Raw genomic sequence first — 23,168 nt, 5'->3', positions numbered from 1 at the left:
GAGAAAATGCCGGCCCCACGACGGTGCAGGTCAGAAATTACACAGTATCCGCTGCCTGCCTGTTATTCAATCAGCAAAGAGTGTAAGCCCGGGAGCGCCATCCTTGACCGATAGTGTACTGATCGAAGGTCTGGCCGTTGAGGCAATCATCGGCGTTTACGACTGGGAGCGGGAAGTCAGCCAGCGGCTGCTGGTGGATCTGGAGATGGCCTGGGACAACCGGGTGCCTGCAGCCTCCGATAACGTCAGCGATGCGCTCGACTATGCGCTGGTCAGTGAGCGGGTTTCAGACTACCTGGTCCAGGCCCGCCCGCGCTTGCTGGAAACCGCCGCCGAAGGCATCGCTGACTTATTGCAGAGCGAGTTCGGCGTGCGCTGGTTAAAGCTGGCGCTGCGCAAACCCGGTGCGGTGCCGGCGGCAGCGGCCGTTGGTGTGAAGATCGAACGGGGTAGCTGCTGATGCCACGGGTGTATATCAGTATCGGCAGCAACATCGACCGCGAGCGCTATATCACCGCGGCCCTGAATGCGCTGGATAGCTGGTTTGACCAACTGCTGATCTCCTCGGTTTACGAAAGCGAATCCGTCGGCTTTGACGGCTCGCCCTTCTACAACCTGGTGGTGGGTGTCGATACGGGGCTTACCGTGGCGGAACTGTCGGCCCGTTTCAAGCAACTGGAAGCGGATAATGGCCGGCGGCGTGATGTGCCCAAATTCAGTGCCCGAACCCTGGACCTGGACATCCTCACCTACGACGACGAGGTGGGCCGGATCGATGGCGTGGAGCTGCCCCGTGGCGAAATTCTGAAGAACGCGTTTGTGCTGATGCCACTGGCGGAAATTGCGCCGGCCGATATTCATCCGGTTTGTGGCAAGCGTTACGACGCGCTGTGGCAGGCTTACGATCGTGACCAGAAACTCTGGCCGGTAGATTTTGCCTGGCAGGGCCGGTTGATTTCGCGGGCCACTGCCAGGTAAGTCCGCTGTCCTGCCTCAGGACGAGTGGTGTGAGCGGAACATTCGGATCAGATTGTCCGTCGAGCTGTCGCTGGGCGCGGAGCTTTCCGCAGTGTTCCCGGTGAGACGGTCCAGAATGCCTTTGCCCATCTGTTTGCCCAGTTCCACCCCCCACTGATCGAATGAATCCACATCCCAGATGATGCCCTGCACAAAGGTGCGATGCTCGTAGAGTGCAATCAGGGCACCCACGGTTTGCGGAGTTGATTTGTCCATCAGCAGGGTATTGCTGGGCTTGTTGCCGGGGATCACCTTGTGGGGGGCCAGCTTGTCGATCTCGTCAGCACTCATGCCTTCGGCTTGCAGTTCCGCTTTCGCCTCGTCCAGGTTCTTGCCGGACATCAGCGCCCGTGACTGGCTCAGGCAATTGGCGAACAGGGTGACGTGATGGCTCGCCACCCGGTTGTGGGTTTCCAGGGGGATAATGAAGTCCGCCGGAATCAGCCGGGTGCCCTGGTGCAGCAACTGGTGGAAAGCATGTTGACCATTGGCGCCGACCCCGCCCCAGATCACCGGCCCGCTCTGATAGTTCAGCGGCTCGCCGCTTTGGGTAACGCTCTTGCCGTTGCTTTCCATGTCCAGCTGCTGCAGGTGCGCCGGCAGGCTGCGCAGATAGTGGTCGTAGGGCAGGATGGAGTAGGTTTCAGCGCCCCAGAAGTTGTTGTACCAGAGCCCCAGCATGGCCATCACCACGGGCAGGTTCTGCTCCAGCGGCGTTGTGCGGAAGTGCTGGTCCATGGCGTTGGCACCGGACAGCAGCGCGCGGAAATTCTTCATGCCAATGGTCAGCGCGACCGGCAGGCCGATGGCGGACCACAGCGAGTAGCGCCCGCCAACCCAGTCCCACATGGGGAAGATATTGTCTTCGGACATGCCAAAGCTGACCGCTTCCGGCGTGTTCGCGGTGACTGCCACGAAGTGCTTGGCGATCTGGTTCTCGCTGCCGCCGTTGTCCAGGAACCAGGCCCTGGCTACCTTGCTGTTCTCGAGGGTTTCCTGGGTGCGGAAGGACTTGGACTGGATCAGGAACAGGGTGGTTTCCGGATTTACCCGGCGCAGTACCTCGGCAATCTGGGTGCCGTCTATATTGGCCACGTAGTGACACTGCAACTGGCCGTGCCAGTAGGGACGCAGGGCCTCAGACACCAGTTTGGGGCCCAGGAAGGAGCCGCCAATACCAATACTGACCACGTCAGTGAAAGGCTTGCCGGTGTGGCCCTGCCAGCGCTTGCTGAGCACATCGTCCACGAACTGTTCCATGCGGTTCAGTGTGGTTTCCACTTCCGGCGTGATGTTGGTGCCGTCCACATAAATGGGGTCGCCGCTGTTGTCCCTCAGGGCAACATGTAATGCCGGGCGTTTCTCCGTCACATTGATGTGGTCGCCGCGAAACATCGCCTCGGTGCGCTCCGGCACACCACAGCTTCTGGCCAGAGCCATCAGCTGTGTCATGGTGTCATCGGTCATGCGATTGCGGGAATAGTCCAGTGACAGACCGCCACCGCGGATGAAGAAGCGGCTGGCCCGGTCAGGGTCGTCATAGAACATGTCCCGCATGTGGGTGTTTTCCAGTTCCGCCTGATGCTTTGTCAGTGCCTGCCACTCGGGCCGGCTGGTGAGTGGAGCAGAGCCCTGGGACATAGTGGAATCCTTTCGTCAGTCTGGGTGGTTAACGGGTGATAGACAGGTTGTCGATAAGCCGTGTCGTGCCAAGGAACGCTGCCACCAGCAGTGTCAGTTCGGTATCGTCTGCGCTGGCCGGTTTGAGGGTCAGGCTGTTGGCGATATTGAAGTAATCCGGGCGCAGGCCGGCCTCGCTGAGCGCGTCGCTGGCTTCCTGCTCCAGTGCTACAAAATCGCTGCGACCGTTGTGGATCTGTTCCGCTGTGTTTTTCAGGGTTCGATACACGATGGGTGCAATCGCACGTTCATCCTCCGTCAGGAAGCCGTTGCGGGAACTCTTTGCCAGGCCGTCGTCATCGCGGATGGTCGGGCTGCCAATGACTTCTACCGGTATCATCAGGTCCCGGGTGAGTTTGCGGATAACGGCCAGCTGCTGGTAATCCTTCTCTCCGAAAACGGCGATGTCCGGCTGGACCATGTTGAACAGCATGGTGACCACCGTTGCCACGCCTTCAAAATGACCGGGCCTGCTGGCGCCGCAATGGCCTTCACTGACTTCCGGCACGATAACGCGAGTGTGCCTTGCCAGCCCCTCCGGGTAGATTTCCTCAATGGAGGGGGTGAACACCAGGGTGCTGCCAGCGGCATCCAGCCGCTCCTGATCCTCAATCAATGTGCGTGGGTAGGTGTCCAGATCTTCGCTGACGCCAAACTGCATGGGATTCACGAAGATGGTGGTGACCACGATATCGGCGGCTTCCCGTGCTTTTCTGACCAGCGAGATATGGCCTTCATGCAGGTTGCCCATGGTGGGCACCAGCCCGATGCGTTTGCCCTGCTGGCGATAACCGCGAAGCATGGCCCGGAGTTCTTTCAGAGTATGTACGGTTCTCATGCCTTGAACGTATGCTCCTCGGCGGGGAATGAGCGGTCGCGAACAGCGGCCACGTAAGCTTCGATGGCGCCTTTTACGGATCCGGACTCTGCCAGAAAGTCTTTCACAAAGCGCGGCTTGCGGCCAGTGGTCATGCCCAGCATGTCGTGGACAACCAGCACCTGGCCGTCAGTGTCCGAGCCAGCACCGATACCGATCACCGGTGCCTGCACTGCCTGGGTAATGCGGGCGGCCAGTGGCGCAGGAACACATTCCAGCAGGATCACATCCGCACCGGCTGCAACCAGTTCGCAGGCGTGTTCGATCATCAGCTCGGCGTGCTTTTCATCCCGGCCCTGGACCTTGTAGCCGCCAAACTTGTTGACGAATTGCGGGGTCAGACCCAGGTGGGCACAGACCGGAACTCCCCGTTCGCTGAGGGCGTGGATGGTGTCTTTCATCCAGTCGGTGCCTTCCAGTTTGACCATGTGTGCCCCCGCGCGCATCAGATCCGCGGCGTTCTCCAGGGCAGCCTCGACAGTGCCATAGGTCATGAAGGGCATGTCTGCCATGATCAGTGAGCCACGGTTGCCCTTGGCGACGGATGTTACGTGATACACCATCTGATCCATGGTGACCGGCAGCGTGCTGTCGTGCCCCTGCAGCACCATGCCGAGGGAATCGCCGATCAGGATAACGTCAACGCCCGCTTCACTGACGATCTGTGCAAAGGTGGCGTCGTAGGATGTCAGAACGGAGAAGGCTTCGCCCTTCTGCTTGCAGTCTCGCAGGGTATTGATGGTAACAGCCATAGAATCCTTGCCTTGTGGGTGGATGGGCTAAAACCGGGCCGGGGTATGCCGGCAATCAGGTCTTAAGGGTAATCCGGGGGTGTGTCTGAGGCAATAGCCGCACACCGAGCCATTGGTATCAGCCGGACGGGAAGGGTGCCCGCGCCACCGGATTGAGTTTCTGCAGGTTGTTGTCCGGGCATTGTTGTCTCAGGTCCGCGAGGCTGCGGCCGTCCGGCAGGACCCGCTCGGGGTCCAGGTCCAGCAACGGCTGGAGCACAAAGTCCCGGTTCGCCAGCTCGGCATGGGGCACTGTCAGGCGTTCGCTGTTGATGGTCTCGTTGCCGTACAGGAGCAGGTCCAGGTCCAGCGTTCGCGGACCCCAGTGCCGGATCCGTTTGCGGCCATGGGCCCGCTCGATGGCCTGAAGCTGGTCCAGCAGTTCCAGCGGCGTGAGCTCCGTGCGCAGCCAGGCGGCGCCGTTCACGAAATCGGGTTGGTCCTGGGGGCCAACCGGCCGGCTGCTATAGAAAGCCGACTGCGCCACCAGCTCGGTGTCTGGCAGCGCTGCCAGCCGGGCGACAGCGCCGGCCAGTTGTGCGGAAGGATCCGCCATATTGCTGCCAAGCCCGATAAAGGCGTCTGTGGCTGCCATGGTCAGGCCTTCTTTGCAGGCTTCTTGCGGCGACGCTTCTTGGGGCTGTCGCTGCCCAGTTGAGTCAGCATGCGTTCCTGGCCGCGCTCGTCCAATTCCTGGAACTCGGTCCACCACTCGCCCAGTCCGGGCTCGATTTCACCGGATTCTTCCCGCACCAGCAGGAAGTCATAGGCCGCCCGGAAGCGCGGGTGAGACATGGTCACAAAGGCCCGTTTTCCCTGGCGCCGGGGCAGGCGCATCTGCAGTTCCCAGATTTCCTTCATGGGGCCTGAGAAACGTTTAGGGATGGAGGTCGCCTGAACCTGGCGGCCAATAACCTTGGCAATGGACTGGTGCAGGGCCGGCTGGACCGGCTCGCCGTTATCCTGGCGTTTGTGCCACTCTGCCTGCAGGGCGGGCCAGAGCATGGCGGCAAACAGGAAGTAGGGGGTAACGGACTTGCCCTGGGCAATGCGGGCATCGGTATTGCGAAGCGCCTTGCGGATCAGTTCGTCCGGTTGGCCGTTGTTGATGGCCTGAACGGTTTCCGGGAATAGCGGGGCCAGCAGGTTGTACTCGCTGAGCAGGTCGTAGGTGGCCTCACCGTAGCCCGCGGAGAACAGTTTGAGTACTTCTTCAAACAACCGCGCCGGCGGGATGTGCGTCAGCAGCGGCGCCAGTTCCCGGATCGGGGCCTCGGTTTCCGGTTCGATATCGAAACCCAGCTTGGCGGCGAAGCGTATGGCGCGAAGCATGCGAACAGGGTCTTCCCGGTAGCGGGTTTCCGGGTCACCGATCAGTCGCATCTGGCGGTTCTTCAGGTCTTCCAGGCCGTTGGCGAAGTCCACCACGGTGAAGTCCCGGATGCAGTAATAAAGCGCGTTGACGGTGAAGTCCCGGCGCAGGGCATCTTCTTCCTGGTTGCCGTAGACGTTATCCCGCAGCAGCAGGCCGTGTTCGCTGGTTCTGCGGTCATCGTCTTCGTCACTGTCTTCTTCCGCGTCCGCGGCGTTACCGCGGAAGGTGGTGACTTCAATGACTTCCCGCCCGAACAGTACGTGGACGATGCGGAAGCGCCGGCCAATCAACCTGGAATTGCGGAACAGCTCGTGCACCTCTTCCGGGGTGGCATTGGTGGCGATGTCGAAGTCCTTGGGCTTGCCTCCTAGAAGTATGTCACGAACGCCGCCGCCCACCAGGTAGGCTTCATAGCCGGCGTTGTTCAGGCGGCTGAGCACCTTCTTGGCCGGCTCGCTGATGGCCGAGCGGGACACGTTGTGCTGATCCCGGGGAATTTCCTGGCGCTGATAGGTGCGGGGCTTTTTCTTCCCGTTTCCTGATACGTATGACAATAGTCGTTTAAGCATTGAATTCCGTTATTGCGGTGAGCAAAAGCGAGAGTTTAACGGTTTGGGCGGGATTTGCACATGTCTGGCGCCATAAGCCGGCAAAAACTGGTTGGTCGGGGGCAGATCTGGCCGGGTTGGAAAACCACTGGGCCAGATAATCAAAAGGCGGGTCCGTTTTCACGAACCCGCCCTGAAAGCGTTGACGATCTGCATTGTTTTTGTTTTTACCGGGATTTTTCTTCGTTTTTCTACCCCACTGTCAATCCCCAAGTTCAGGGACATCAGTAGTGCAAACGGAAAGCTTTGAATACACAGAGCAGTCAGAGACACCGGGCAGGTTATAAGGTAAATGCAGTGCCGTCTGAGCGACGATTCTTCTCCACATCTACAACCCGCACGTGCCGTGGGACCACTAAAAAGCAAAGTACCCAAAACACTCAGTTCGCTCACGTTCTGTTTTTGTTTTTGTTACCGAACGTCTTCTACAGCTTTTTGTTCTTGTTGTTGGCGCTGCGTTGTCACTGTTGTTTTTGTTGTTGTGCGCCCTATAGAGTGCAGTCCGTGTGCCAGTTTTTGAAAACTGTTTATTAACAGCGAGTTAGTATTTTGCAATCTTTCAAGAGGGGTACGTATAAGTCCGAAGTGTTACTGAACGCTCGTTTTTTAGATCGCGGGTGTTACCGTGAGGAACACGGGGTAACAACTGAGCGCCAGTTCACACTTTTCCGGTAACACATGACAGTTTCGGCGCTCTCCGATCAATTGCCTGAGCTCTTTTTGCGGGGAATGCCAAGGCGCTGCCGCCGTTCCCACAAGGACTTTCGGCTGATGCCGAGCTTTTGTGCCAGTTCGGTTTCACTCATGCGGTCCTGATTTTCCAGCACAAAGTGCTGGAAATAGTCCTCAAGCGACAGGTCACTGGTTGATTCGGCCTCCCGCGAGAGAGTTTGTTCATTGTTACCGTCCACCAGGGATTCCGGGATGTTTACATCACCACCTTCGCCATCCAGGTCCAGCAGCGAGGGGGTGATCAGGTCGTTGTCGCAGAGGATGGTGGCACGCTCGATGGCATTCTCCAGCTCCCTGACATTTCCGGGCCAGCGATGCCTTTCCAGTGCCCGCATGGCCTCTGGCGTCAGGTTCAGGTCGGGTTTCCCCATTTTCTCGCCCTGACGTTTCAGGAAGCGCTGGGCAAGGCCCAGGATGTCTGCCTGGCGTTCCCGCAGGGGCGGAATGCGAACCTGCATGACGTTCAGCCGATAAAACAGGTCCTCCCGGAATTCGCCGGTGCGGGTCATGGCCTTGAGGTTGCGGTGGGTGGCGGCAATCATGCGTACATCTACCTGGCGGCTCTGGGTGGAACCTACCTTGCGTATCTCTCCTTCCTGAAGCACCCGCAGCAGACGGGCCTGGGCTTCAGCGGGCAACTCGCCGATTTCATCGAGGAAAAGGCTGCCGCCGTCTGCGGCTTCGATCAGACCGGTGCGGGCAGAAACAGCACCGGTGAACGACCCTTTTTCATGGCCGAACAACTCTGACTCGATAAGGCTTTCCGGGATAGCGGCGCAATTCACGGAAATCAGTGGGTTGGATGCGCGGGGGCTCATCAGGTGCAGTGCCCTGGCCGCGAGTTCTTTGCCAGTGCCTGATTCACCCTGAATCAGCACTGTGGTTTCAGTGGGTGCCACCTTGCGAATCAGGGTGAAAACCCTCTGCATGGCATCGCAATGGCCAAACATGATGCTTGCCGGGTCGCTGTCAGGATCACTGGCGGTGCCGCGGCCGGGTTTTTCATCAACAGTGCTGGCGGCTTGTGGCTGCCTGGCAAGAATGCCTTCCACCGCTTCCAGCATCTCGTCGTGGTCGAACGGTTTGGCGATGTATTCCACGGCCCCCATTTTCATGGAGTCCACGGCGGAGCGCAGGCTGGCATAGCTGGTCATGATCAGTACCGGAGTGTCCGGCGCGCGCCTGATCAGTTCGGTCCCCGGGGCGCCGGGCAGGCGCAGGTCGGAAATGATCAGATCAAACTGGGTGAGGTCGTGGTTGTCTTCTGCTTCTTCTACTGATCCCGCGTCTGCGACCTCGTAGCCTGCGTGTGTGAGCAGCTTGCGAACCGCCGAACGGATAATCTCTTCATCTTCTACGATAAGAATACGAGACATAACTGTTTTACGACCCCTGGTTCTGGCTGATGGTGTTTCCGGCGTCCGGTTCGTAGGCGGGTAACCTCATGCGCACACGGGTTCCCCTGCCCAGGTCAGTATTTACCGGACTGTCCACCTGTATGTTGCCGTAGTGTTCTTCAATGATGCTGTACACCAGTGATAACCCAAGGCCGGTGCCCTTGTTGGGTGCCTTGGTGGTGTAAAAAGGCTCGAAGATATGGTCCAGCTGTTCTGTCGGGATGCCAGACCCTTCATCGGTGACTTCGATAATAGCGGAGTAGCCGTCGAGGTTTCCACTGATGCGGACCGTTCCACCGACCGGTGAGGCGTCACGGGCATTGGCCAGCAGGTTGATAAAGACCTGAACCAGTCTCTGCTCGTCGCCAAGAATCAACAGGTTTTCGGGGCAGTCGTTCACATAGTGAACTCCCATGCTCTTGTCGCTGAGTGAGAGCAGGTTGATGGATTCGTCCACGCAGCGGCGAATGGCCACCGGCTCATAGCGGTTGGCATGGGCATGGTTGCCGGTGCGGGCAAAATTCATCAGCGACTGGAGAATGGTGGAAATGCGACGGGTCTGTTGCTGAATCTGGTCGGCGGTGGAAAGGATGTCGGGGTCATCCGTTTCCAGCTTCAGGTTCTGGGCCAGTGACGAGATACCAGTGACCGGGTTGCCGATCTCATGGGCGACACCTGCCGCCAACCGGCCCACGGATGCCAGCCGTTCGCTGTGCATCAACTCGTCTTCCAGCAGGCGGGTTTCGGTCTGGTCTTCCACCAGGATGATGCTGCCGCCCTCGGTGTGGTCAGGGCCGCTCAATGCGGCCTTGTGAAGGTTCAGCCAGTGGGGCCGGCCTTTAAGGTCCAGCCTGTGCTTGTATCGATGCAGGTCCTCGCCACTGTTGAAATCGTCCAGCAACAGGTGCCAGTGCTCCGGCAATGCCATCAGGCGTGCACCCACGACGTCGTCAGCGGTAATGCCGGTGAGGGATTCCATGGCGTTGTTCCACATCAGGATTTCACCGTCTTCACCCACGGAACAGGCAGGGATAGGCAGGTTTTGAAGGGTTTGCCGGTAATGTCTGCGCAGGTTGTCCAGTTCGCCCGCCAGCCCCGTCAGGCGGTTCTGGTAGTCGCCGAGAGCCCGCTCCACGTAGCGGATATCCTGGGCCGTACCGCCACTCGCCATGGGTTTGTAACCAAGGTGCCGCTTGACCAGATCCCTTGCAACAGCAGGGCCCAGCAGGCCCGAAAGGTTCACCTCTACCCGGTCGCGAAGGCGCCTGAGCTGGTAGGGGCGGTACTCGACATTGGGCAGCTTGAGCTGGGTCAGCGCCCGTTCCACTTCTCGTCCGGCAACGCCTAGTCCCAGGGGAACCGCCAGTTGCCGCACGAAATCGGCCGAGGATGTGGCCAGCAACTCCCGGCGTTGGGGGCGGGAAAGTGCCCCGAGTGAGCAGGCTTCTGCAGCACCGGCTTCCTCAGCGGTGCTGGTGCTCAACACCGAGATCAGAGTAAACACGACAACGTTTACCGTCAGGCTGACAAACGTGAATATATGCCAGTTGCTGTAATCCGGAACCAGTGGTGCGCCAAGAAATTCCAGCAGGTTGGCCGTGTGGGAAAACGGCAGCACCAGGGTGACAACCCAGATAAACAGGCCGCACACCAGGCCGGCGATCAGCCCGCGGCGGTTGCCTTCCGGCCAGTAGATGACGCCAAGGGCCCCCGGTAACAGCTGTAGCATGCCCGATAATGAAATAGCGCCCAGAATGGACAGGTCCAGGTTCTTGCCCAGGGTTTCGTGAAACAGCAATGCCGCAAAGATGATGGCGGCAATCAGCAGGCGTTTTACCCATCTCAGCCAGTGGTAGATATCGCCCTGGTCTTTCGGCGTGCGAAGAGGCAGTACGGCATGGTTCAGCACCATGCCCGCCAGTGCCAGGGTGCTGACAATCATCAGCCCACTGGCGGCAGACAGCCCTGCAATGTACATCAGCAGTGTCAGTGCCGGGCTACCGAGCGCCTGGGCGATGCCAATGGCGTAGAAGTCAGGGCCGGTGGTGGCAGCCAGAGCCTGGCCGCCCCAGAGGATCAGTGGCACCGGCAGGCCCAGCATCAACAAGTAAAGCGGGAGGCCCCAGCTTGCCTTGGCCAGTGCCTTGGGCGACGGGTTCTCGCTGAAGGTCATATGGTACATGTGAGGAAGTACCAGGGCGCCGGCAAAGGACATCAGCATCAATGCCCGCCAGCTGCCGTCATCAATGCTCATGGTCATCGAGCTGACCGGTGTGCTCTGGTCTGCCAGCCAGGTCTCCAGCCCGCCCATGCCGCCAAATACACCAAACAGGATTACGCCGCCCAGGGTCAGCAGGGCAAACAGTTTGACCAGGGAGTCGAAAGCGATCGCCAGCACCAGGCCCTGGTGGTTTTCCGAACCCTGGCTGCGCCGTGTGCCGAACAGCATGGCGAACAACACCACGGTAATGCTGAACAGAATGCTGATCAGCCGGGGTGAGGTGTCTGGTGCCAACAGGCTGGCGGAGGTGGATACCGCCTGAATCTGCATGCTCAGCAGGGAGAGTATGGCAGCGCCGGAACAGATGGTGACCAGGGTGCCGGCCCACTGGCTGCGATAGCGGTAGGCAAACAGGTCGGCAAGGGACGTAAGCTGATAGGCGCGGCCAATCCTCATGACCGGGTTGAGCAGCACCGGTGCCAGCAGGAAGGCGCCGCTGATGCCCAGGTAATAGGCCAGGAAACCAAAGCCGGATTCCGCGGCCATGCCCACTGCGGCGTAGACCGCCCAGATGCCGGCATAGACCCCGAGGCTCAGTGTGTAGACCAGGGGATGCCGGACCCAGCTGCGAGGCAGCACGCCCTTTTCGGTAATCCATGCGATACCGAACAGCAGTATCAGATACAGAAGGCTGGCCAGTAACAGGCCCGGAGCGCTAAAACTCATTGGGATCCCGGCGCCATTCCAGCCAGAAGCCAATGGCAATCAGGCCAGCCCAGATGACGTATGGGCTGTACCAGGCATTCTCTGGTGATGTCCACCAGTCAAGAATGTTGGGCGAGAATATGTAGATGGCCAGAACCAGAAGGAAGACCAGACGGTAGATATACATCAGGCATGATATCCGCACTGTCGTTTGTGAGAAGCTTTATAACATGTCGTTCACCGGACTGTCAGGTGAATCCGCTCCGGAGCCCAGTTGGCTGCAGCCCGGTCAAGCAGGGTATCGATGTCTGCTGCTCCCGACAACGAACTGAGGTCCTGACCCAGGGCAGCGAGGGCCTGTTCAAGGTTTTGTTTCGCTATCCGGTCATTCAGTGCCGGTGCGTGGTTCTGTTTGCTGAGCTTCTGCCCCTCGGCATTGAGAATGACCGGAATGTGCATCCAGTGGGGTGGGCGAGCGCCCAGGGCATGATAAATCTGCTGTTGCTGAGCCGTCATCTCCAGCAAATCGGACCCTCTGACCACATGGGTGATGCCCTGGTCAATATCGTCGGCAACCACGGCCAGTTGGTAGGCATAAAATCCTTCCTTGCGGAGGATAACCGGGTCATCCAGTTCGGCTTGTACCTGTTGAGTCTGTGGGCCAAGCAATTGATCGTGCCACTCGCTGTGTTCGTCGTGAAGCGCAAAGCGCACCGCAAAGGGACGTTCGCCAGGGTCGGCATGGCCTTCACGGCAGCGCTCGGGGTGCCGGCCGCCATGCTCCCTGAGTTGCTTGCGGGAACAGGCGCAGCGGTAGGCCAGCCTCTGTGCCAGCAGCTGGTCGACCAGTTTTTGGTAGTGAGGATGGCGTTCAGACTGAAAACGTACTGGCTCATTGGAATGCAGGCCGTGGGCCTCCAGGCTCGCCAGGATCTGCTGTGTGGCTTCCGGGGATTCCCGCAGGGGGTCGAGGTCCTCAATCCTGACCAGCCAGGTGCCACCACGACTGCGGGCTTCCAGGAAACTGGCCACGGCGGTAACCAGCGAGCCGAAATGAAGTGGGCCGGTAGGAGAGGGCGCAAAGCGGCCCCGGTAACGGGATTCAGTCATGATAGGTGACGACTGGCCCCGGTTCGGGGGCCAGCGTACTCAGGACACGGGCATTAGATGCCAGTCTGGCGCTCGCGGATTTCGGCCAGGGTCTTGCAGTCGATGCACAGTGTCGCCGTGGGACGTGCCTCAAGGCGGCGGATACCGATTTCAACGCCACACTGGTCGCAGAAGCCGTAGTCGTCCTTGTCGATGCGATCGATGGTCTGGTCAATCTTCTTGATCAGTTTGCGTTCGCGATCACGGGTGCGCAGCTCCAGGCTGAATTCCTCTTCCTGGGTTGCGCGGTCGCTGGGATCCGCGTAATTTGCGGCGTCTTCCTGCATATGGTGCATTGTGCGATCCACTTCTTCCATCAGCTCCTGCTTCCATTGCAGAAGCAGTTGCTTGAAGTGCTCGAGCATGTCAGCACTCATGTACTCTTCACCCTTTTTTGTTTCATAGGGGGTGAAGTTGGTAATACGTTCGCGTGGTTGTGCTGCAGTATTTGCCATTGAATACGGCCTCTTATAATCCTGAAAAGCACTCGCCCTGAAACGGGAATTTGCGGAAAATAGCAGATTAGTCTCAGGGGCGCCAGCCTTGTAACAACAACTTTAGCATGGAGTCATCAATGAAGTTACCCGCTCCGCTGGTCGAAGGCAGGCTGATTCGCCGCTATAAACGTTTCCTTGCCGACGTATTGTTGCCGGATGGCAATGAAGTAATCGCTCACTGTCCCAACACCGGCTCCATGCTGGGTTGTCAGCCGGCGGATGCGAGGGTCTGGCTGAGCACCAGTGACAACCCGAAGCGCAAGCTGAAATACACCTGGGAGCTGGTTGAAACCTCACCAGACCAGGTGGCCTGTATCAATACCGCACGGCCCAATAACCAGGCCCGGGAAGCGATCGAGCAGGGCACGGTGCCGGAATTGTCGGGTTACGGGCATTGCCGGGCAGAGGTGCGGTACGGTGCCGAGAAAAGCCGGATTGATCTGCACCTGTCCGGCCACCCGAGCCTTGCCGACGCCTGGGTGGAGGTGAAGAACGTGACCCTGTGCGAGGAAGGCCGGGGTTATTTTCCGGATGCTGTAACGACGCGGGGTCAGAAACATTTACGGGAACTGATGGCTCAGGCCCGTGCCGGAGAAAGGGCGGTGCTGTTTTTTGTGGTCAACCATACCGGTATAAGCAGCGTACGGCCGGCGGATCATATCGACCGGGCCTACGGTGAGCTGTTGCGTGAAGCAGATGCGGCGGGCGTTGAACTGTTGGCCTATAGGGCAGCATTGTCGGGTCCGGAAGGGCCGGACGGGGACGTATCGCTGGTCGAATCAGTGCCGGTCATCCTGGAAGCCTGACCAGAACTGCGCCGTTGTCTTCCGTTACCGCCAGCGAGGTCAGGGTATCGCCCTGGCAGGGACCGGCAATGCACTGGCCATTCTCGGGAATGAACAGTGCTGCGTGATTGGCGCACTGGATAAAGCAATTGTCCGGGTCCATGAACCGGCCGGGCATCCAGTTCAGCCCGATGCCCAGGTGAGGGCAGCGGTTCAGGTAGGCGTAGAGCCGGCCTTCCCGCTCGAAGACAAAGCCGGTTTGTTCATCCTGCCCGCCGGTGCCATCACTCAGGGAAAATTCTACGAACTGACCTCCGGCAAGGTCACCGCGTTGACAGACTGTCTGCCGGTGGTTCGTGTTCATGCTCCGGGCAGGCCGAAATGCTGTCGGATTCGGTCTGCAACGGCTTCGGCCACGTGTTCCTGGTCGGTGTGCAGGTGGATGGTGTGAGTCTTTTCTTCGGTGGTCAGTGGCTCAAACCAGGTTTCCTGCACCTCAAGCAGCTCTTCGGTGGCCTCGGACGCGTCGCCGGCGCGGTTGCGGATCCATTCCCGGCGGCTTTCCAGTGGCGCCTCACAGTGAATCAGCGCGAATGGCATGCCCCGGCTTTCGGCGACGTCAGCCAGCATTTCCCGTTCGGCCTGTTTCAGGCAGGCTGCGTCCACGATGACCGGCATGCCACCTGCCAGCAGGTCGCCGGCAAGTTCCGCCAGGCGCTGGTAGGTGCGATGGTTAGCCTCTTCGGTATACAGGTTTTCCCCCGTGGGCGACTTGCTCTGATCCAGCGGCCCCAGCCCGAAAAGCCGCTTACGCTCGACATCGGAGCGCAACCGGATCAAACCCAGTTCGGCAGCCATGGAGCTGCTGACCAGGGATTTGCCGCTGGCGGACAGCCCCGTGGTGGCCAGCAGGTAAGGGTTGGGAATGGTGCTGTAATCTTCCGCCAGTTGGGCGTAATCGCGGTACTTCTGCATCAGGCCTTCTTTGTCAGCCTCGGTCAGCGACGGATTGCCCATGGTAAACAGTGCAATCTTGGCCCGCACCATGGCGCGATAGGCCTTGTACAGTGGTAACAGGGGCAAGGCATCGAAATCGCCCCGATATTCCAGGTAGGTGTTCAATACCAGGTTGGCCAGCTCCGGCTCGCGGCGGGATTCCAGGTCCATCAACAGGAAGGCCAGATCGTTGATGACGTCGATCCAGCGAAAAGGCTCGCTGAACTCGATGCAGTCGAATACCGTGACTTCACCCTCGTACACGGTGATATTCGCCAGGTGCAGGTCGCCATGGCATTCGCGGACAAAACCACCATCGTAGCGCTGGGCAATCAGGGCAGACTGGCGTTCGAAGGTAGTACGGGTCCATTGCTCCAGATTGTCCAGTTGCCGTAGCAGCGCTTCGTCGTCAATCATCGGACGGATCTGGTCAAAGTTTTCCTGCATGCCGGCATAGACCGCGTCCGGCGTACCCAGTGGCTTGCCGGGGCTGACCGGTGGCTGCTTGTCGTGGAAGTCCGCCACCTGACGGGCCAGGCCGGTGAGCAGGTCGGCCGAGAGTTTGCTGTTTTCCTGCCGCACGTCGAACAGGTCGTTCTGGTCGAACTGGCGCATGCGAATGGCGTACTCGAACGCCTCGCCCTGGCCGCCCAGTTCCGGTGCTTCTGCCGAGCCGGTAATGGGCAGAACGTCCAGGTAAAGGTTCTGGGCAAGGCGGCGGTTCAGGCGAAGCTCTTCTTCGCAGAAGCGTTTGCGACGTTCCAGGGTCGAGAAATCCAGAAATCCGAAATCCATGGGTTTCTTGATCTTGTAGGCGAAGTCGCCCGTCAGGATTACCCAGGAGATATGCGTCTCGAGAACCTGAAACTCTTTCACCGGGTGGTCATACAGCGCCGGATCCTGCAGTGCCAGAATCAGGTTGTCGGATGTTGCATCGCTCACGGCTCTCTCCTTGGGTTCCTTGAACTCGTTGATTTTTAATGCGCCTATCATAACGGGCAGATTACAGAAATAACACACGGAGGGCCTGCCTCACCGATGCCCCGATTCGTTATAATCCCGCCATGAAAAAATCTGCCCCCCCCAGAAAATCCCCGAAAAAGAACAGTCGCAAAGGCAAAAGCACCCGCAAGCCCTGGTTCTGGCGGCTGTTTCTCCGTGTTTTTTTTATCGGCGTGGTGTTACTCGCTGGCTGGATGGTCTATCTCGATGCCGTAGTGACCTCCCGTTTTGAGGGCCGCCGCTTTGAGGTGCCGTCCCGGGTCTATGCCAGGCCGCTTGAACTCTACGATGGGGCCAGTGTCAGCTCCGGAGCCCTTCAGCGGGAACTTGAGCTGTCGGGCTACCGCGCCGGTGATGGCAGTAACGCGGGCACTTATCGTCGCAGTGGCGGGCACTTTGTGATCAGTACCCGTGGCTTTCTGTTCACGGACGGACTGGAGCCGCGCCGGCGACTGTCACTGACGATCTACGGAGACAGGGTACAGGACTTCAGGGTGCTGTCGGGTGACAGTTCACCCATTGTCCGCCTGGAGCCCGCACAGATCGGAGGCATCTATCCGGCCCACAAAGAGGACCGGGTACTGGTTCAGCTTGAAGACGTTCCGGTACTTTTCACCGATACCTTATTGGCGGTGGAAGACCGCAACTTCCGGGATCACTACGGCATTGCTCCGCTGTCCATTGGCCGGGCGATGCTGGCAAATATCCGCGCCGGCCGGATTGTGCAGGGCGGCAGCACACTGACCCAGCAACTGGTGAAAAACTTCTTCCTGACCCGTGACCAGACGCTGCTGCGCAAGGGCAACGAAGCATTGATGTCGGTTCTGCTGGAGCTGCATTACGAGAAAGGCGACATTCTGGAAACCTACCTCAACGAGGTTTATCTGGGGCAGGCAGGCACCCGTGCCATTCACGGTTTTGGTCTGGCAAGCCAGTTTTACTTCGGTGAGTCCATCCGTGAAATTGACGCCCACCAGGTCGCGTTACTGGTAGGCATGGTCAAAGGGCCGAGTTACTACAATCCCCGGCGTCACCCGAAGAGAGCGCTGTCCCGTCGCAATCTGGTCATCGACGTTATGGCCGAAACCGGCCTCATTGGTGAAGAACAGGCGGCACGGGCACGCGCCCAGCCACTTGGCGTCACCGACAAGGCCTCCTATTCAGAAAACCGTTACCCGGCCTACATCGACCTGGTGCGCCGCCACCTGGCCAGGGACTACAAGCAGGAAGACCTGCAAAGTGAAGGCCTGCGTATCTTCACCACCCTGGACCCGGCCATTCAGCATGCGGCGGAGTTTTCCGTCAAGGACATGCTTTCTCGCATGGAGGGAGGCTCCGACACGGTGCTGGAGTCTGCACTGGTTGTTACTTCCCGTGACAGCGGTGAGGTACTGGCGCTTGTCGGCGGCCGCGACCCGCAATATGCTGGCTTTAACCGCGCGCTGGACGCCCGCCGCCCGATTGGTTCGCTGATCAAGCCGTTCACCTACCTGACAGCACTTCAGCAACCAGAGCGCTACACCCTGATTAGCCCCGTGGAAGACAAGGGCTTTTCCCTGGTGTTCGACGATGGCCGACGCTGGGAGCCAAAGAACTATGACGGTGAAGAGCGAGGGCTGGTGCCCCTGCACGAAGCCTTGTCACGTTCTTACAACTTCCCGGCCGTCCGGGTGGGGCTCGACGTGGGAATCGATGCGGTGAAGTCCACGCTCCAGAGCTTTGGTGTTACCAGTGGTATATCCGAGTACCCTTCCATGTTGCTGGGTTCCGTGGCCATGACACCGGTCACCGTGGCCCAGATCTACCAGGGTTTGGCGACGTCCGGCTTCAACACGCCACTGAGAACCATTCGCCAGGTTACGGACGCTGAAGGTAAGGCGTTGTCCCGCTACAGCCTGAAGGTGGATCAGGTGGCCGACCCCGCAGCCGTGCACCTTGTGCAGTACGTGATGCAGGAAACCATGCAGGAGGGCACCGGGCGTTCCGCCTACCGCACCGTGCCCAGGGAGCTCTCCCTTGCAGGCAAGACCGGAACCACCGATGATGGCCGCGATTCCTGGTTTGCCGGTTTCAGCGGCGACCTGCTGGCGGTTAGCTGGGTCGGCCGTGACGACAACGGGCCCACATCGTTGACCGGTGCCACCGGGGCCTTGCCGGTCTGGTCCCGGTTTATGAGCCAGGTACCCCAGCACGGATTCTCGCCGGTTGTGCCGGATGGGGTGGAGTACCACTGGGTCAACCCGGCGGAAGGTGCCCTGACTGACGAACACTGTGAAAATGCACGCCTTGTGCCGTTCATAACCGGCAGCGAACCCGATGTGGAGGTTTCCTGCGGCGGTAATATAGAACGGCGTATACGGGGCTGGTTTGAAGGACTCTTCCAATGAAAGCGAATACATTGAGATATGCGGGTGTAATGACCTTGGCGCTTGCGATGGCCGGCTGTGCCTCCGGTCCAGGTGGTGGCTCCATTTATGTCCCTGCGGGAGGTTCCTCCTCCCGTGATGAGGCCCCCGAGCCACCGCAGACCAGTGACAGGGGCGAGGAGCCAAGGGTGGAGCGCAAGAGTGAGCAGCCCGAGGAACCGGTGCGCGAGCCGGAGTACAGCTCGCCGAGCTATCAGGACGAAGGCGATGCACTCTCACCTGCCGCAAGGAGCCTGATCCAGCGCGCAGACAGCCTGATGGCCGCTGGTGATACCCAGGTCGCGGTCGCGCAACTGGAGCGGGCCCAGCGCATTGCGCCGCGTTCGGCACAAGTCTACTTCAAGCTGTCGGAGGCCTATGTGGCGCTGGATCAGCTGGGTTCGGCGGAGCAGTTCACCCTCAAAGGGCTGTCGCTGGCGGGCAGTGATTCTTCATTGCAGCGGGCAGGCTGGTTGCTGCTGGCGGACATTCGTCGTGCCAGGGGAAATGTGGCGGGGGCGGATCAGGCTGAGGCGCGGGCCGGGGCCCTTTAAAAAAAGCCCCCGCCAATGGCGGGGGCTTGGTATCGACTTGAAATTACATCTGTTTATGATTCGGCGGCAGTCAAGTCGACGGTAGTCACTTCGCCTTCAATGACTTCAGCGTTGACCCCGGGAGTGAAATCAAGCTCCTCGTCAATCATATTGCCTTCAGCATCCTGGCGTTCATCCATGTCGCAGGTATAGGCAACCGTGTAATCACCTGCCGGAAGGAAGGCGGCGGTATAATCATATTCGCCAGTTTCGGTGTCTACCGGTGCAACGACCAACGGCTCATTTTCGCTGCCAAGATCATTCGGCGTCACATCGAGTTCCTCGAAGATATAAACACCCCCAGCATAAGCGTTAGCGTCTGTGCAGGTTGCCAATAGAGTCTGCCCAATGGTGCCCTTGATAGTACCTACCTGGGCGTTATCAACCAACCTGAGCACCGGCTTGAGCTTATAGCCATCCTGCCCGACAGCTTTAACCAGCGACTTGCGCACATCGAAGTCGATGGTAAGGCTGACTTCACCCCCGGCGGGAACGGTAAATCCTGACGTCTGCACACCTCTGGCAGACGGCGTGGTCAGCGGGTATGTACCGGTCCCGGTCTCGTTATCGATGACTACAGTGTTGTCGTCGCCGAGCTCCAGTCGCATCCAGTTATAGGCGCCTGCGGGAACTTCCTCATCGGAAATCAGGCTTTCAAACGCGCCACCCTGAAGGTCCAGAAGGTTGATAGGTTCCGGGAATTCCAGTTCGAACCTGCTGCGTTCGCCATCGGAGGGCTGGAGCACCAGTGCCGTTACCTCGATGTTTACTTCCCGCGCGCTGTCCACCGGCGCATCCGTGAGACCAACGCTTACGCTGCCCGTTTCCCCGGTACTGCTACTACTGCCACCGCCGCCACAGGCGGCTAGAGCACCGGTAAAACCAACGACTGTCAGGTATTTCAGCGACTGATTCATTAAAACCTCCAATGTGTAAAATACTGGCCGGGTCAAAGAATGTTTAATGGCCGTAACCGCCAAACGTTCGGGTTTCAACAAAAGTTCCATTCCTTCTGTTAACCTTTACTCATGTTTAAGGCTGTCCGGATTTGCGACGTGATGAATCAATACTTCGCCGTTGGTTGTGTTATAAACTGCCACTCCTTTTTGGCGACTAATCAGATGAGTACCGGATTTGTCACTACTTCCCTTTAAACTTTCCCGGTCCAAACGATTTGAAAGACTGGTCCAGCCCCACCTGGAGGCGATGTACCGTTTTGCCTTCCGGTTGGCGGGGCAACAGCAGGATGCCGAAGACCTGGTTCAGGATGTGGTGGTCAAACTCTACCCCCGTCTTGAAGAACTGGAGTCAATTGAGCAACTGCGGCCATGGCTTAACCGGGTGCTGTATCGGCATTTCATTGACCAGGTGCGGCGCAAGGGCCGCCGCGCGGACAGGCCGGTAAGCGATGTGGCGGAGCCGGAGCAGCAGGCTACGTTTCTCGACTCCTACGCAGCGGATATGCCGGAGCTGACCGAACAGATCAGTGCAGGTCGCCTGAAGCCCATCATGGACTCTGTGATCCAGGAACTGTCGCCGGATATGCGCACGTTGATGCTGTTGCACGACGTGGACGGCTGGAGTCAGGAGGATATCGCACGGGTGCTGGAAATACCGGTGGGTACGGTGAAGTCTCGGGTTCATCGTTGCCGAGCATCGCTCAGGGAAAAATTACTTGGGCGACCGGAACTTTTTCCGCAGGTCGGGCGTGTGGAACAATGAGGTGATGGATATGTTGTGTAACGAGTGCAAAAACAATCTGCGTTCCTGGGTCAGGAACGAGCTTTCTGCGGCGCATGCCAGCCGCATTGAGCAGCATATTGCCGATTGTAAGGGTTGTTCCATCGCCGCGCACAACGAACAGGCAATATTTGACTCGCTGCAGGACAGCCAGGCCGTGCCAGCTCCTTCGTTCGGTTTTGAGGCGCGGGTTCTGGGGGCGGCCACTGGAAAAGGCGGAGAAGCCGGGAAAGGTTCTCATGGCCATGGCTGGAGCACGCCTGTGGCCAGTGGCGCCGTCGCGGCGGCCCTGGTCATCGGTATTGCATTGGGGTTTGGCTGGAAGGCTGACCCGGAGCCTGGCGCCGAACAGGCGATCTCCGGGGCAGAACAGGCTGGCGGTGACAAGACCCTGGCCGCTGAGCCAGTTGCCCGCCCAGTTGCCCGCAATGTACGGCTGGCATTCAGCTCCAGGGAGGCGCTGGAAGGGGTTACCCTGACAGTGGAACTGCCCCCTCACGTTGAAGTTGCCAGTTACCCCGGCCATCAAAAGCTGAGTTGGAAAGTGGATCTGGATAAAGGCGAAAATGTTGTGAATCTGCCACTCAACATACTGTTTTCAGGTGAGGGCGAACTGGTTGCCCACCTTGACGATGGCCGCAGAACAAAGACATTCCGCACCAGCCTGAACGGCGCTTCAGGGAATGGCGATCAGGAGCCTTCATCATGACACCCGGTTTTTGGCGCAGGCTGGCTGTTCGCGGTTGCCTCGGGTTATTGCTGGCAACCCCCGTAGTCGTGGTCGCCGACGACGACCTGGATGTAACCATGCGAATGGTCAGAGACAATGACGATCTGACGGAGTCTGTTGTCCGTGAGATTGAACTGCGCGAGCCGGTTGCCCTTGAACGCCGTAATGGCGACGCGGGCAAACCCGCTGATACAACCGGTGCGGCACGAGGCGTCGAAAAAGCACGTGAAGCTCGGGACAGGGGTCGTGAAGCGGCACGGACCGCGACAGAGAGGGCAAAGGAAGTCCGCGAACGTAATGAACAGCGCGAGCGCCCCGATCGGCCAGAGCCACCAGGTGCGTCCAGGCGCCCTGAAAAGCCCGAGTTACCCTGACCCGGGCTTCTATTCCCATCGTAATCGTAATGTTCCTCCCCTGCGACGAAGCACTTCGTCCCTTGCTATACTCCCGGTTTTGCTGTCCTCGCACCTGACTTCTCGGGTGCAGGGTATCGGTTATCACACCGCTATCTCCGGAGTAAGGCTTGCGGCCCATAACATTAGCCATTCTGTTTATTGCCCTGATGATTCTGGCACCTTTCTCAATGGCAGAAGAAGGTGCCGGCAACCCGGACTTTGAAGCCGGCGTGGCGGCATTTGGCGCGGGTGAGCTGACCGCTGCCAGGGCGCATTTCGAGCGGGCCAGGAACGCGGGCCTGAGCACCCCGTCACTGCTTTACAATCTTGGTGTGGTCTATTTCCGTCTCGGGCAGTATGAGTCGGCCGAAGCCGTTTTCCTCGAGTTACTGGACACGCCCCATGCGCCTCTGGCCCGCTATAACCTCGGGCTTGTTATGCAGGAGAGTGGGCGTCCAGAGGCTGCCCGTCGATGGTTTGAGCAAGCTTCTGGCGCCGAGTCGCCGGAAAAGGTCCGGGTGCTGGCCCTTCGTCAGCTTGATGAGCCTGAAGCTGACCGATTCGGCGATATCAGTGGCAGCGGGTATCTCTGGGCTGCCGGTGGCTATGACGACAACATCGCCGGAACACCGGATGACGCCTCAAGTAATCAAGCGGGCGTTTTTGCGGATCTCCTGGCGGCAGGCAACGCTCGCATAGGTGATGACGGCTTTGGCCTGCATGGTGTCGCCTACTCACGTCAGTATCCCGGTAACACAGAATTCGACAACACTTACCTCAGCACCGGCGCCTCCTTGCTCAAAGGTGTCGGTGCAGGTGAGCTCAAGTCCACCCTCAGTGTCGCGGGCTCGTGGTTCGGAGGAGAGGTTCTTGAGCGGGAAGTCCGCTTGGCGGCTGTTTATCGGCCCGATCAATGTTTTTTCATGTCCATCCTGTCCGGGGTTGACTGCAGCGCAAGCGGGTCGCTTTCCACTATCCGGGGCGGGAGTGGTTTCAGCGCCTACGATGGGGAAATGTTGCGGGTAGACGTCAGTGCCTGGAAAAGTGCAGGAAGCTGGCTGTTCAGTGGCCGGTATCAGCTTGAGGTCAACGATCGCAAGGATCTGACAACCGGGCAGGAATTCTTCAGTGTATCGCCGTTACGCAATCTGGTGTCGGCGGAGGCCCGTTATTATGTATCAGGCCGTCTGTCTCTGGGTGCCAGAGGCGATATCCGCCATTCCCGCTACCGGGATAATCACCAGTTGGTTTCCGGTAACGCTGTGGTCTCTGAGCGTCGAACAGACAACCGCCTTCGGGGTGTTCTGCTGGCAGAGTACCGGCTGACTGGCCCGTGGCTGGTGCTGGCGGAGTGGAGCATGCTCAATAACCGCAGCACCATTGAGCGATACGATTACAGCCGTCGCGAAGTGATGATCGGTGTGGAAATGGGGTTCTGATGCAGGGCCGGGCGTCCATTCCCGGCCAGATCTT

General features: G+C 59.1%; 22 protein-coding genes. 9 read left to right on the top strand and 13 right to left on the bottom strand.

The features are described from left to right. Positions 1-103 precede the first annotated feature (103 nt). Entirely contained in the window at positions 104-460 is a 357-nt protein-coding gene (gene folB / locus QPL94_RS18275; protein WP_285359373.1) for a dihydroneopterin aldolase, read from the top strand. After that, positions 460-978 (top strand): 2-amino-4-hydroxy-6-hydroxymethyldihydropteridine diphosphokinase, encoded by a 519-nt coding sequence (folK, locus tag QPL94_RS18270; protein ID WP_285359372.1) that lies wholly within the window; start codon positions 460-462, stop codon positions 976-978. The genes folB and folK (QPL94_RS18270) overlap by 1 nt, the downstream gene beginning before the upstream one ends. Positions 979-993: 15 nt before the next feature. Here the strand turns inward: folK (QPL94_RS18270) and pgi are convergent, their stop codons facing one another. The 10 genes from pgi to dksA form a co-directional block, all read right to left on the bottom strand. Then, positions 994-2,658, bottom strand: coding sequence for a glucose-6-phosphate isomerase (gene pgi, locus QPL94_RS18265; protein ID WP_285359371.1), 1,665 nt, complete (start codon positions 2,656-2,658; stop codon positions 994-996). A gap of 28 nt (positions 2,659-2,686) precedes the next feature. Next, the gene (panC, locus tag QPL94_RS18260; RefSeq protein WP_285359370.1) at positions 2,687-3,535 is read right to left on the bottom strand and encodes a pantoate--beta-alanine ligase; all 849 of its coding nucleotides are present in this window, start codon (positions 3,533-3,535) and stop codon (positions 2,687-2,689) included. Beyond that, positions 3,532-4,326 carry a 3-methyl-2-oxobutanoate hydroxymethyltransferase gene (panB, locus tag QPL94_RS18255; protein ID WP_285359369.1) on the bottom strand — a complete coding sequence of 265 codons (795 nt, stop codon included), beginning with the start codon at positions 4,324-4,326 and terminating at the stop codon, positions 3,532-3,534. The genes panC and panB overlap by 4 nt, the downstream gene beginning before the upstream one ends. A gap of 118 nt (positions 4,327-4,444) precedes the next feature. After that, the gene (folK, locus tag QPL94_RS18250; RefSeq protein ID WP_285359368.1) at positions 4,445-4,960 is read right to left on the bottom strand and encodes a 2-amino-4-hydroxy-6-hydroxymethyldihydropteridine diphosphokinase; all 516 of its coding nucleotides are present in this window, start codon (positions 4,958-4,960) and stop codon (positions 4,445-4,447) included. Positions 4,961-4,962: 2 nt separating this feature from the next. Further along, positions 4,963-6,309: a polynucleotide adenylyltransferase PcnB gene (gene pcnB, locus QPL94_RS18245; protein WP_285359367.1), complete on the bottom strand. Its 1,347-nt coding sequence runs from the start codon at positions 6,307-6,309 to the stop codon at positions 4,963-4,965. A 740-nt stretch (positions 6,310-7,049) separates the two neighbouring features. Then, positions 7,050-8,456 (bottom strand): sigma-54-dependent transcriptional regulator, encoded by a 1,407-nt coding sequence (locus QPL94_RS18240; protein WP_285359366.1) that lies wholly within the window; start codon positions 8,454-8,456, stop codon positions 7,050-7,052. Between the two features lie 7 nt (positions 8,457-8,463). Further along, entirely contained in the window at positions 8,464-11,424 is a 2,961-nt protein-coding gene (locus QPL94_RS18235) for an ATP-binding protein (RefSeq protein ID WP_285359365.1), read from the bottom strand. Next, the gene (locus QPL94_RS18230; protein WP_191966977.1) at positions 11,414-11,590 is read right to left on the bottom strand and encodes a hypothetical protein; all 177 of its coding nucleotides are present in this window, start codon (positions 11,588-11,590) and stop codon (positions 11,414-11,416) included. The genes QPL94_RS18235 and QPL94_RS18230 overlap by 11 nt, the downstream gene beginning before the upstream one ends. A gap of 50 nt (positions 11,591-11,640) precedes the next feature. Then, entirely contained in the window at positions 11,641-12,513 is an 873-nt protein-coding gene (gene gluQRS, locus QPL94_RS18225) for a tRNA glutamyl-Q(34) synthetase GluQRS (RefSeq protein WP_285359364.1), read from the bottom strand. A 53-nt stretch (positions 12,514-12,566) separates the two neighbouring features. Further along, the gene (dksA, locus tag QPL94_RS18220; protein ID WP_137437145.1) at positions 12,567-13,007 is read right to left on the bottom strand and encodes an RNA polymerase-binding protein DksA; all 441 of its coding nucleotides are present in this window, start codon (positions 13,005-13,007) and stop codon (positions 12,567-12,569) included. A gap of 119 nt (positions 13,008-13,126) precedes the next feature. Between dksA and sfsA the strand changes: the two genes are divergently transcribed. Continuing rightward, entirely contained in the window at positions 13,127-13,855 is a 729-nt protein-coding gene (gene sfsA / locus QPL94_RS18215; protein ID WP_285359363.1) for a DNA/RNA nuclease SfsA, read from the top strand. On the opposite strand, the gene QPL94_RS18210 is transcribed toward sfsA, so the two are convergent. After that, a complete protein-coding gene (locus tag QPL94_RS18210; RefSeq protein ID WP_285359362.1) occupies positions 13,839-14,198 on the bottom strand; it encodes a Rieske (2Fe-2S) protein in 360 nt (119 codons plus the stop codon). The two genes, sfsA and QPL94_RS18210, sit on opposite strands and share 17 nt — an antisense overlap. Further along, positions 14,195-15,823: a bifunctional aminoglycoside phosphotransferase/ATP-binding protein gene (locus tag QPL94_RS18205; RefSeq protein WP_502881561.1), complete on the bottom strand. Its 1,629-nt coding sequence runs from the start codon at positions 15,821-15,823 to the stop codon at positions 14,195-14,197. Before QPL94_RS18205 ends, QPL94_RS18210 begins: the two co-directional genes overlap by 4 nt. Before the next feature lie 71 nt (positions 15,824-15,894). On the opposite strand from QPL94_RS18205, the gene mrcB reads away from it, so the two are divergent. Both mrcB and QPL94_RS18195 read left to right on the top strand, forming a co-directional pair. After that, positions 15,895-18,219: a penicillin-binding protein 1B gene (gene mrcB, locus QPL94_RS18200; protein ID WP_285359360.1), complete on the top strand. Its 2,325-nt coding sequence runs from the start codon at positions 15,895-15,897 to the stop codon at positions 18,217-18,219. Next, positions 18,216-18,791: a tetratricopeptide repeat protein gene (locus tag QPL94_RS18195; protein WP_285359359.1), complete on the top strand. Its 576-nt coding sequence runs from the start codon at positions 18,216-18,218 to the stop codon at positions 18,789-18,791. Before mrcB ends, QPL94_RS18195 begins: the two co-directional genes overlap by 4 nt. 53 nt (positions 18,792-18,844) lie before the next feature. Here the strand turns inward: QPL94_RS18195 and QPL94_RS18190 are convergent, their stop codons facing one another. Continuing rightward, positions 18,845-19,747 (bottom strand): DUF4382 domain-containing protein, encoded by a 903-nt coding sequence (locus QPL94_RS18190; protein WP_285359358.1) that lies wholly within the window; start codon positions 19,745-19,747, stop codon positions 18,845-18,847. A gap of 217 nt (positions 19,748-19,964) precedes the next feature. Between QPL94_RS18190 and QPL94_RS18185 the strand changes: the two genes are divergently transcribed. The 4 genes from QPL94_RS18185 (at position 19,965) to QPL94_RS18170 (ending at position 23,134) form a co-directional block, all read left to right on the top strand. Further along, positions 19,965-20,552: an RNA polymerase sigma factor gene (locus QPL94_RS18185; protein ID WP_285359357.1), complete on the top strand. Its 588-nt coding sequence runs from the start codon at positions 19,965-19,967 to the stop codon at positions 20,550-20,552. A 10-nt stretch (positions 20,553-20,562) separates the two neighbouring features. Further along, positions 20,563-21,279, top strand: a complete 717-nt coding sequence (locus QPL94_RS18180) for an anti-sigma factor family protein (RefSeq protein ID WP_285359356.1) — start codon at positions 20,563-20,565, stop codon at positions 21,277-21,279. Continuing rightward, positions 21,276-21,674, top strand: a complete 399-nt coding sequence (locus QPL94_RS18175) for a hypothetical protein (protein WP_285359355.1) — start codon at positions 21,276-21,278, stop codon at positions 21,672-21,674. The genes QPL94_RS18180 and QPL94_RS18175 overlap by 4 nt, the downstream gene beginning before the upstream one ends. A 149-nt stretch (positions 21,675-21,823) precedes the next feature. Continuing rightward, positions 21,824-23,134, top strand: a complete 1,311-nt coding sequence (locus QPL94_RS18170) for a tetratricopeptide repeat protein (protein ID WP_285359354.1) — start codon at positions 21,824-21,826, stop codon at positions 23,132-23,134. Positions 23,135-23,168: the final 34 nt, after the last annotated feature.

Origin of the sequence: Marinobacter sp. SS13-12 (genome assembly GCF_030227115.1) — a bacterium.
GTDB lineage: Bacteria > Pseudomonadota > Gammaproteobacteria > Pseudomonadales > Oleiphilaceae > Marinobacter.
This window is presented reverse-complemented; position numbering and strand designations above follow the sequence as displayed.

Excerpts from the sequence above, each read along its gene's own strand:
- folK (WP_285359372.1), top strand. The coding sequence starts at position 460 with ATGCCACGGGTGTATATCAGTATCGGCAGCAACATCGACCGCGAGCGC.
- pgi (WP_285359371.1), bottom strand. The coding sequence starts at position 2,658 with ATGTCCCAGGGCTCTGCTCCACTCACCAGCCGGCCCGAGTGGCAGGCA.
- panC (WP_285359370.1), bottom strand. The coding sequence starts at position 3,535 with ATGAGAACCGTACATACTCTGAAAGAACTCCGGGCCATGCTTCGCGGT.
- panB (WP_285359369.1), bottom strand. The coding sequence starts at position 4,326 with ATGGCTGTTACCATCAATACCCTGCGAGACTGCAAGCAGAAGGGCGAA.
- folK (WP_285359368.1), bottom strand. The coding sequence starts at position 4,960 with ATGGCAGCCACAGACGCCTTTATCGGGCTTGGCAGCAATATGGCGGAT.
- pcnB (WP_285359367.1), bottom strand. The coding sequence starts at position 6,309 with ATGCTTAAACGACTATTGTCATACGTATCAGGAAACGGGAAGAAAAAG.
- QPL94_RS18240 (WP_285359366.1), bottom strand. The coding sequence starts at position 8,456 with ATGTCTCGTATTCTTATCGTAGAAGATGAAGAGATTATCCGTTCGGCG.
- QPL94_RS18235 (WP_285359365.1), bottom strand. The coding sequence starts at position 11,424 with ATGAGTTTTAGCGCTCCGGGCCTGTTACTGGCCAGCCTTCTGTATCTG.
- QPL94_RS18230 (WP_191966977.1), bottom strand. The coding sequence starts at position 11,590 with ATGTATATCTACCGTCTGGTCTTCCTTCTGGTTCTGGCCATCTACATA.
- gluQRS (WP_285359364.1), bottom strand. The coding sequence starts at position 12,513 with ATGACTGAATCCCGTTACCGGGGCCGCTTTGCGCCCTCTCCTACCGGC.
- dksA (WP_137437145.1), bottom strand. The coding sequence starts at position 13,007 with ATGGCAAATACTGCAGCACAACCACGCGAACGTATTACCAACTTCACC.
- sfsA (WP_285359363.1), top strand. The coding sequence starts at position 13,127 with ATGAAGTTACCCGCTCCGCTGGTCGAAGGCAGGCTGATTCGCCGCTAT.
- QPL94_RS18210 (WP_285359362.1), bottom strand. The coding sequence starts at position 14,198 with ATGAACACGAACCACCGGCAGACAGTCTGTCAACGCGGTGACCTTGCC.
- QPL94_RS18205 (WP_502881561.1), bottom strand. The coding sequence starts at position 15,823 with ATGATAGGCGCATTAAAAATCAACGAGTTCAAGGAACCCAAGGAGAGA.
- mrcB (WP_285359360.1), top strand. The coding sequence starts at position 15,895 with ATGAAAAAATCTGCCCCCCCCAGAAAATCCCCGAAAAAGAACAGTCGC.
- QPL94_RS18195 (WP_285359359.1), top strand. The coding sequence starts at position 18,216 with ATGAAAGCGAATACATTGAGATATGCGGGTGTAATGACCTTGGCGCTT.
- QPL94_RS18190 (WP_285359358.1), bottom strand. The coding sequence starts at position 19,747 with ATGAATCAGTCGCTGAAATACCTGACAGTCGTTGGTTTTACCGGTGCT.
- QPL94_RS18180 (WP_285359356.1), top strand. The coding sequence starts at position 20,563 with ATGTTGTGTAACGAGTGCAAAAACAATCTGCGTTCCTGGGTCAGGAAC.
- QPL94_RS18175 (WP_285359355.1), top strand. The coding sequence starts at position 21,276 with ATGACACCCGGTTTTTGGCGCAGGCTGGCTGTTCGCGGTTGCCTCGGG.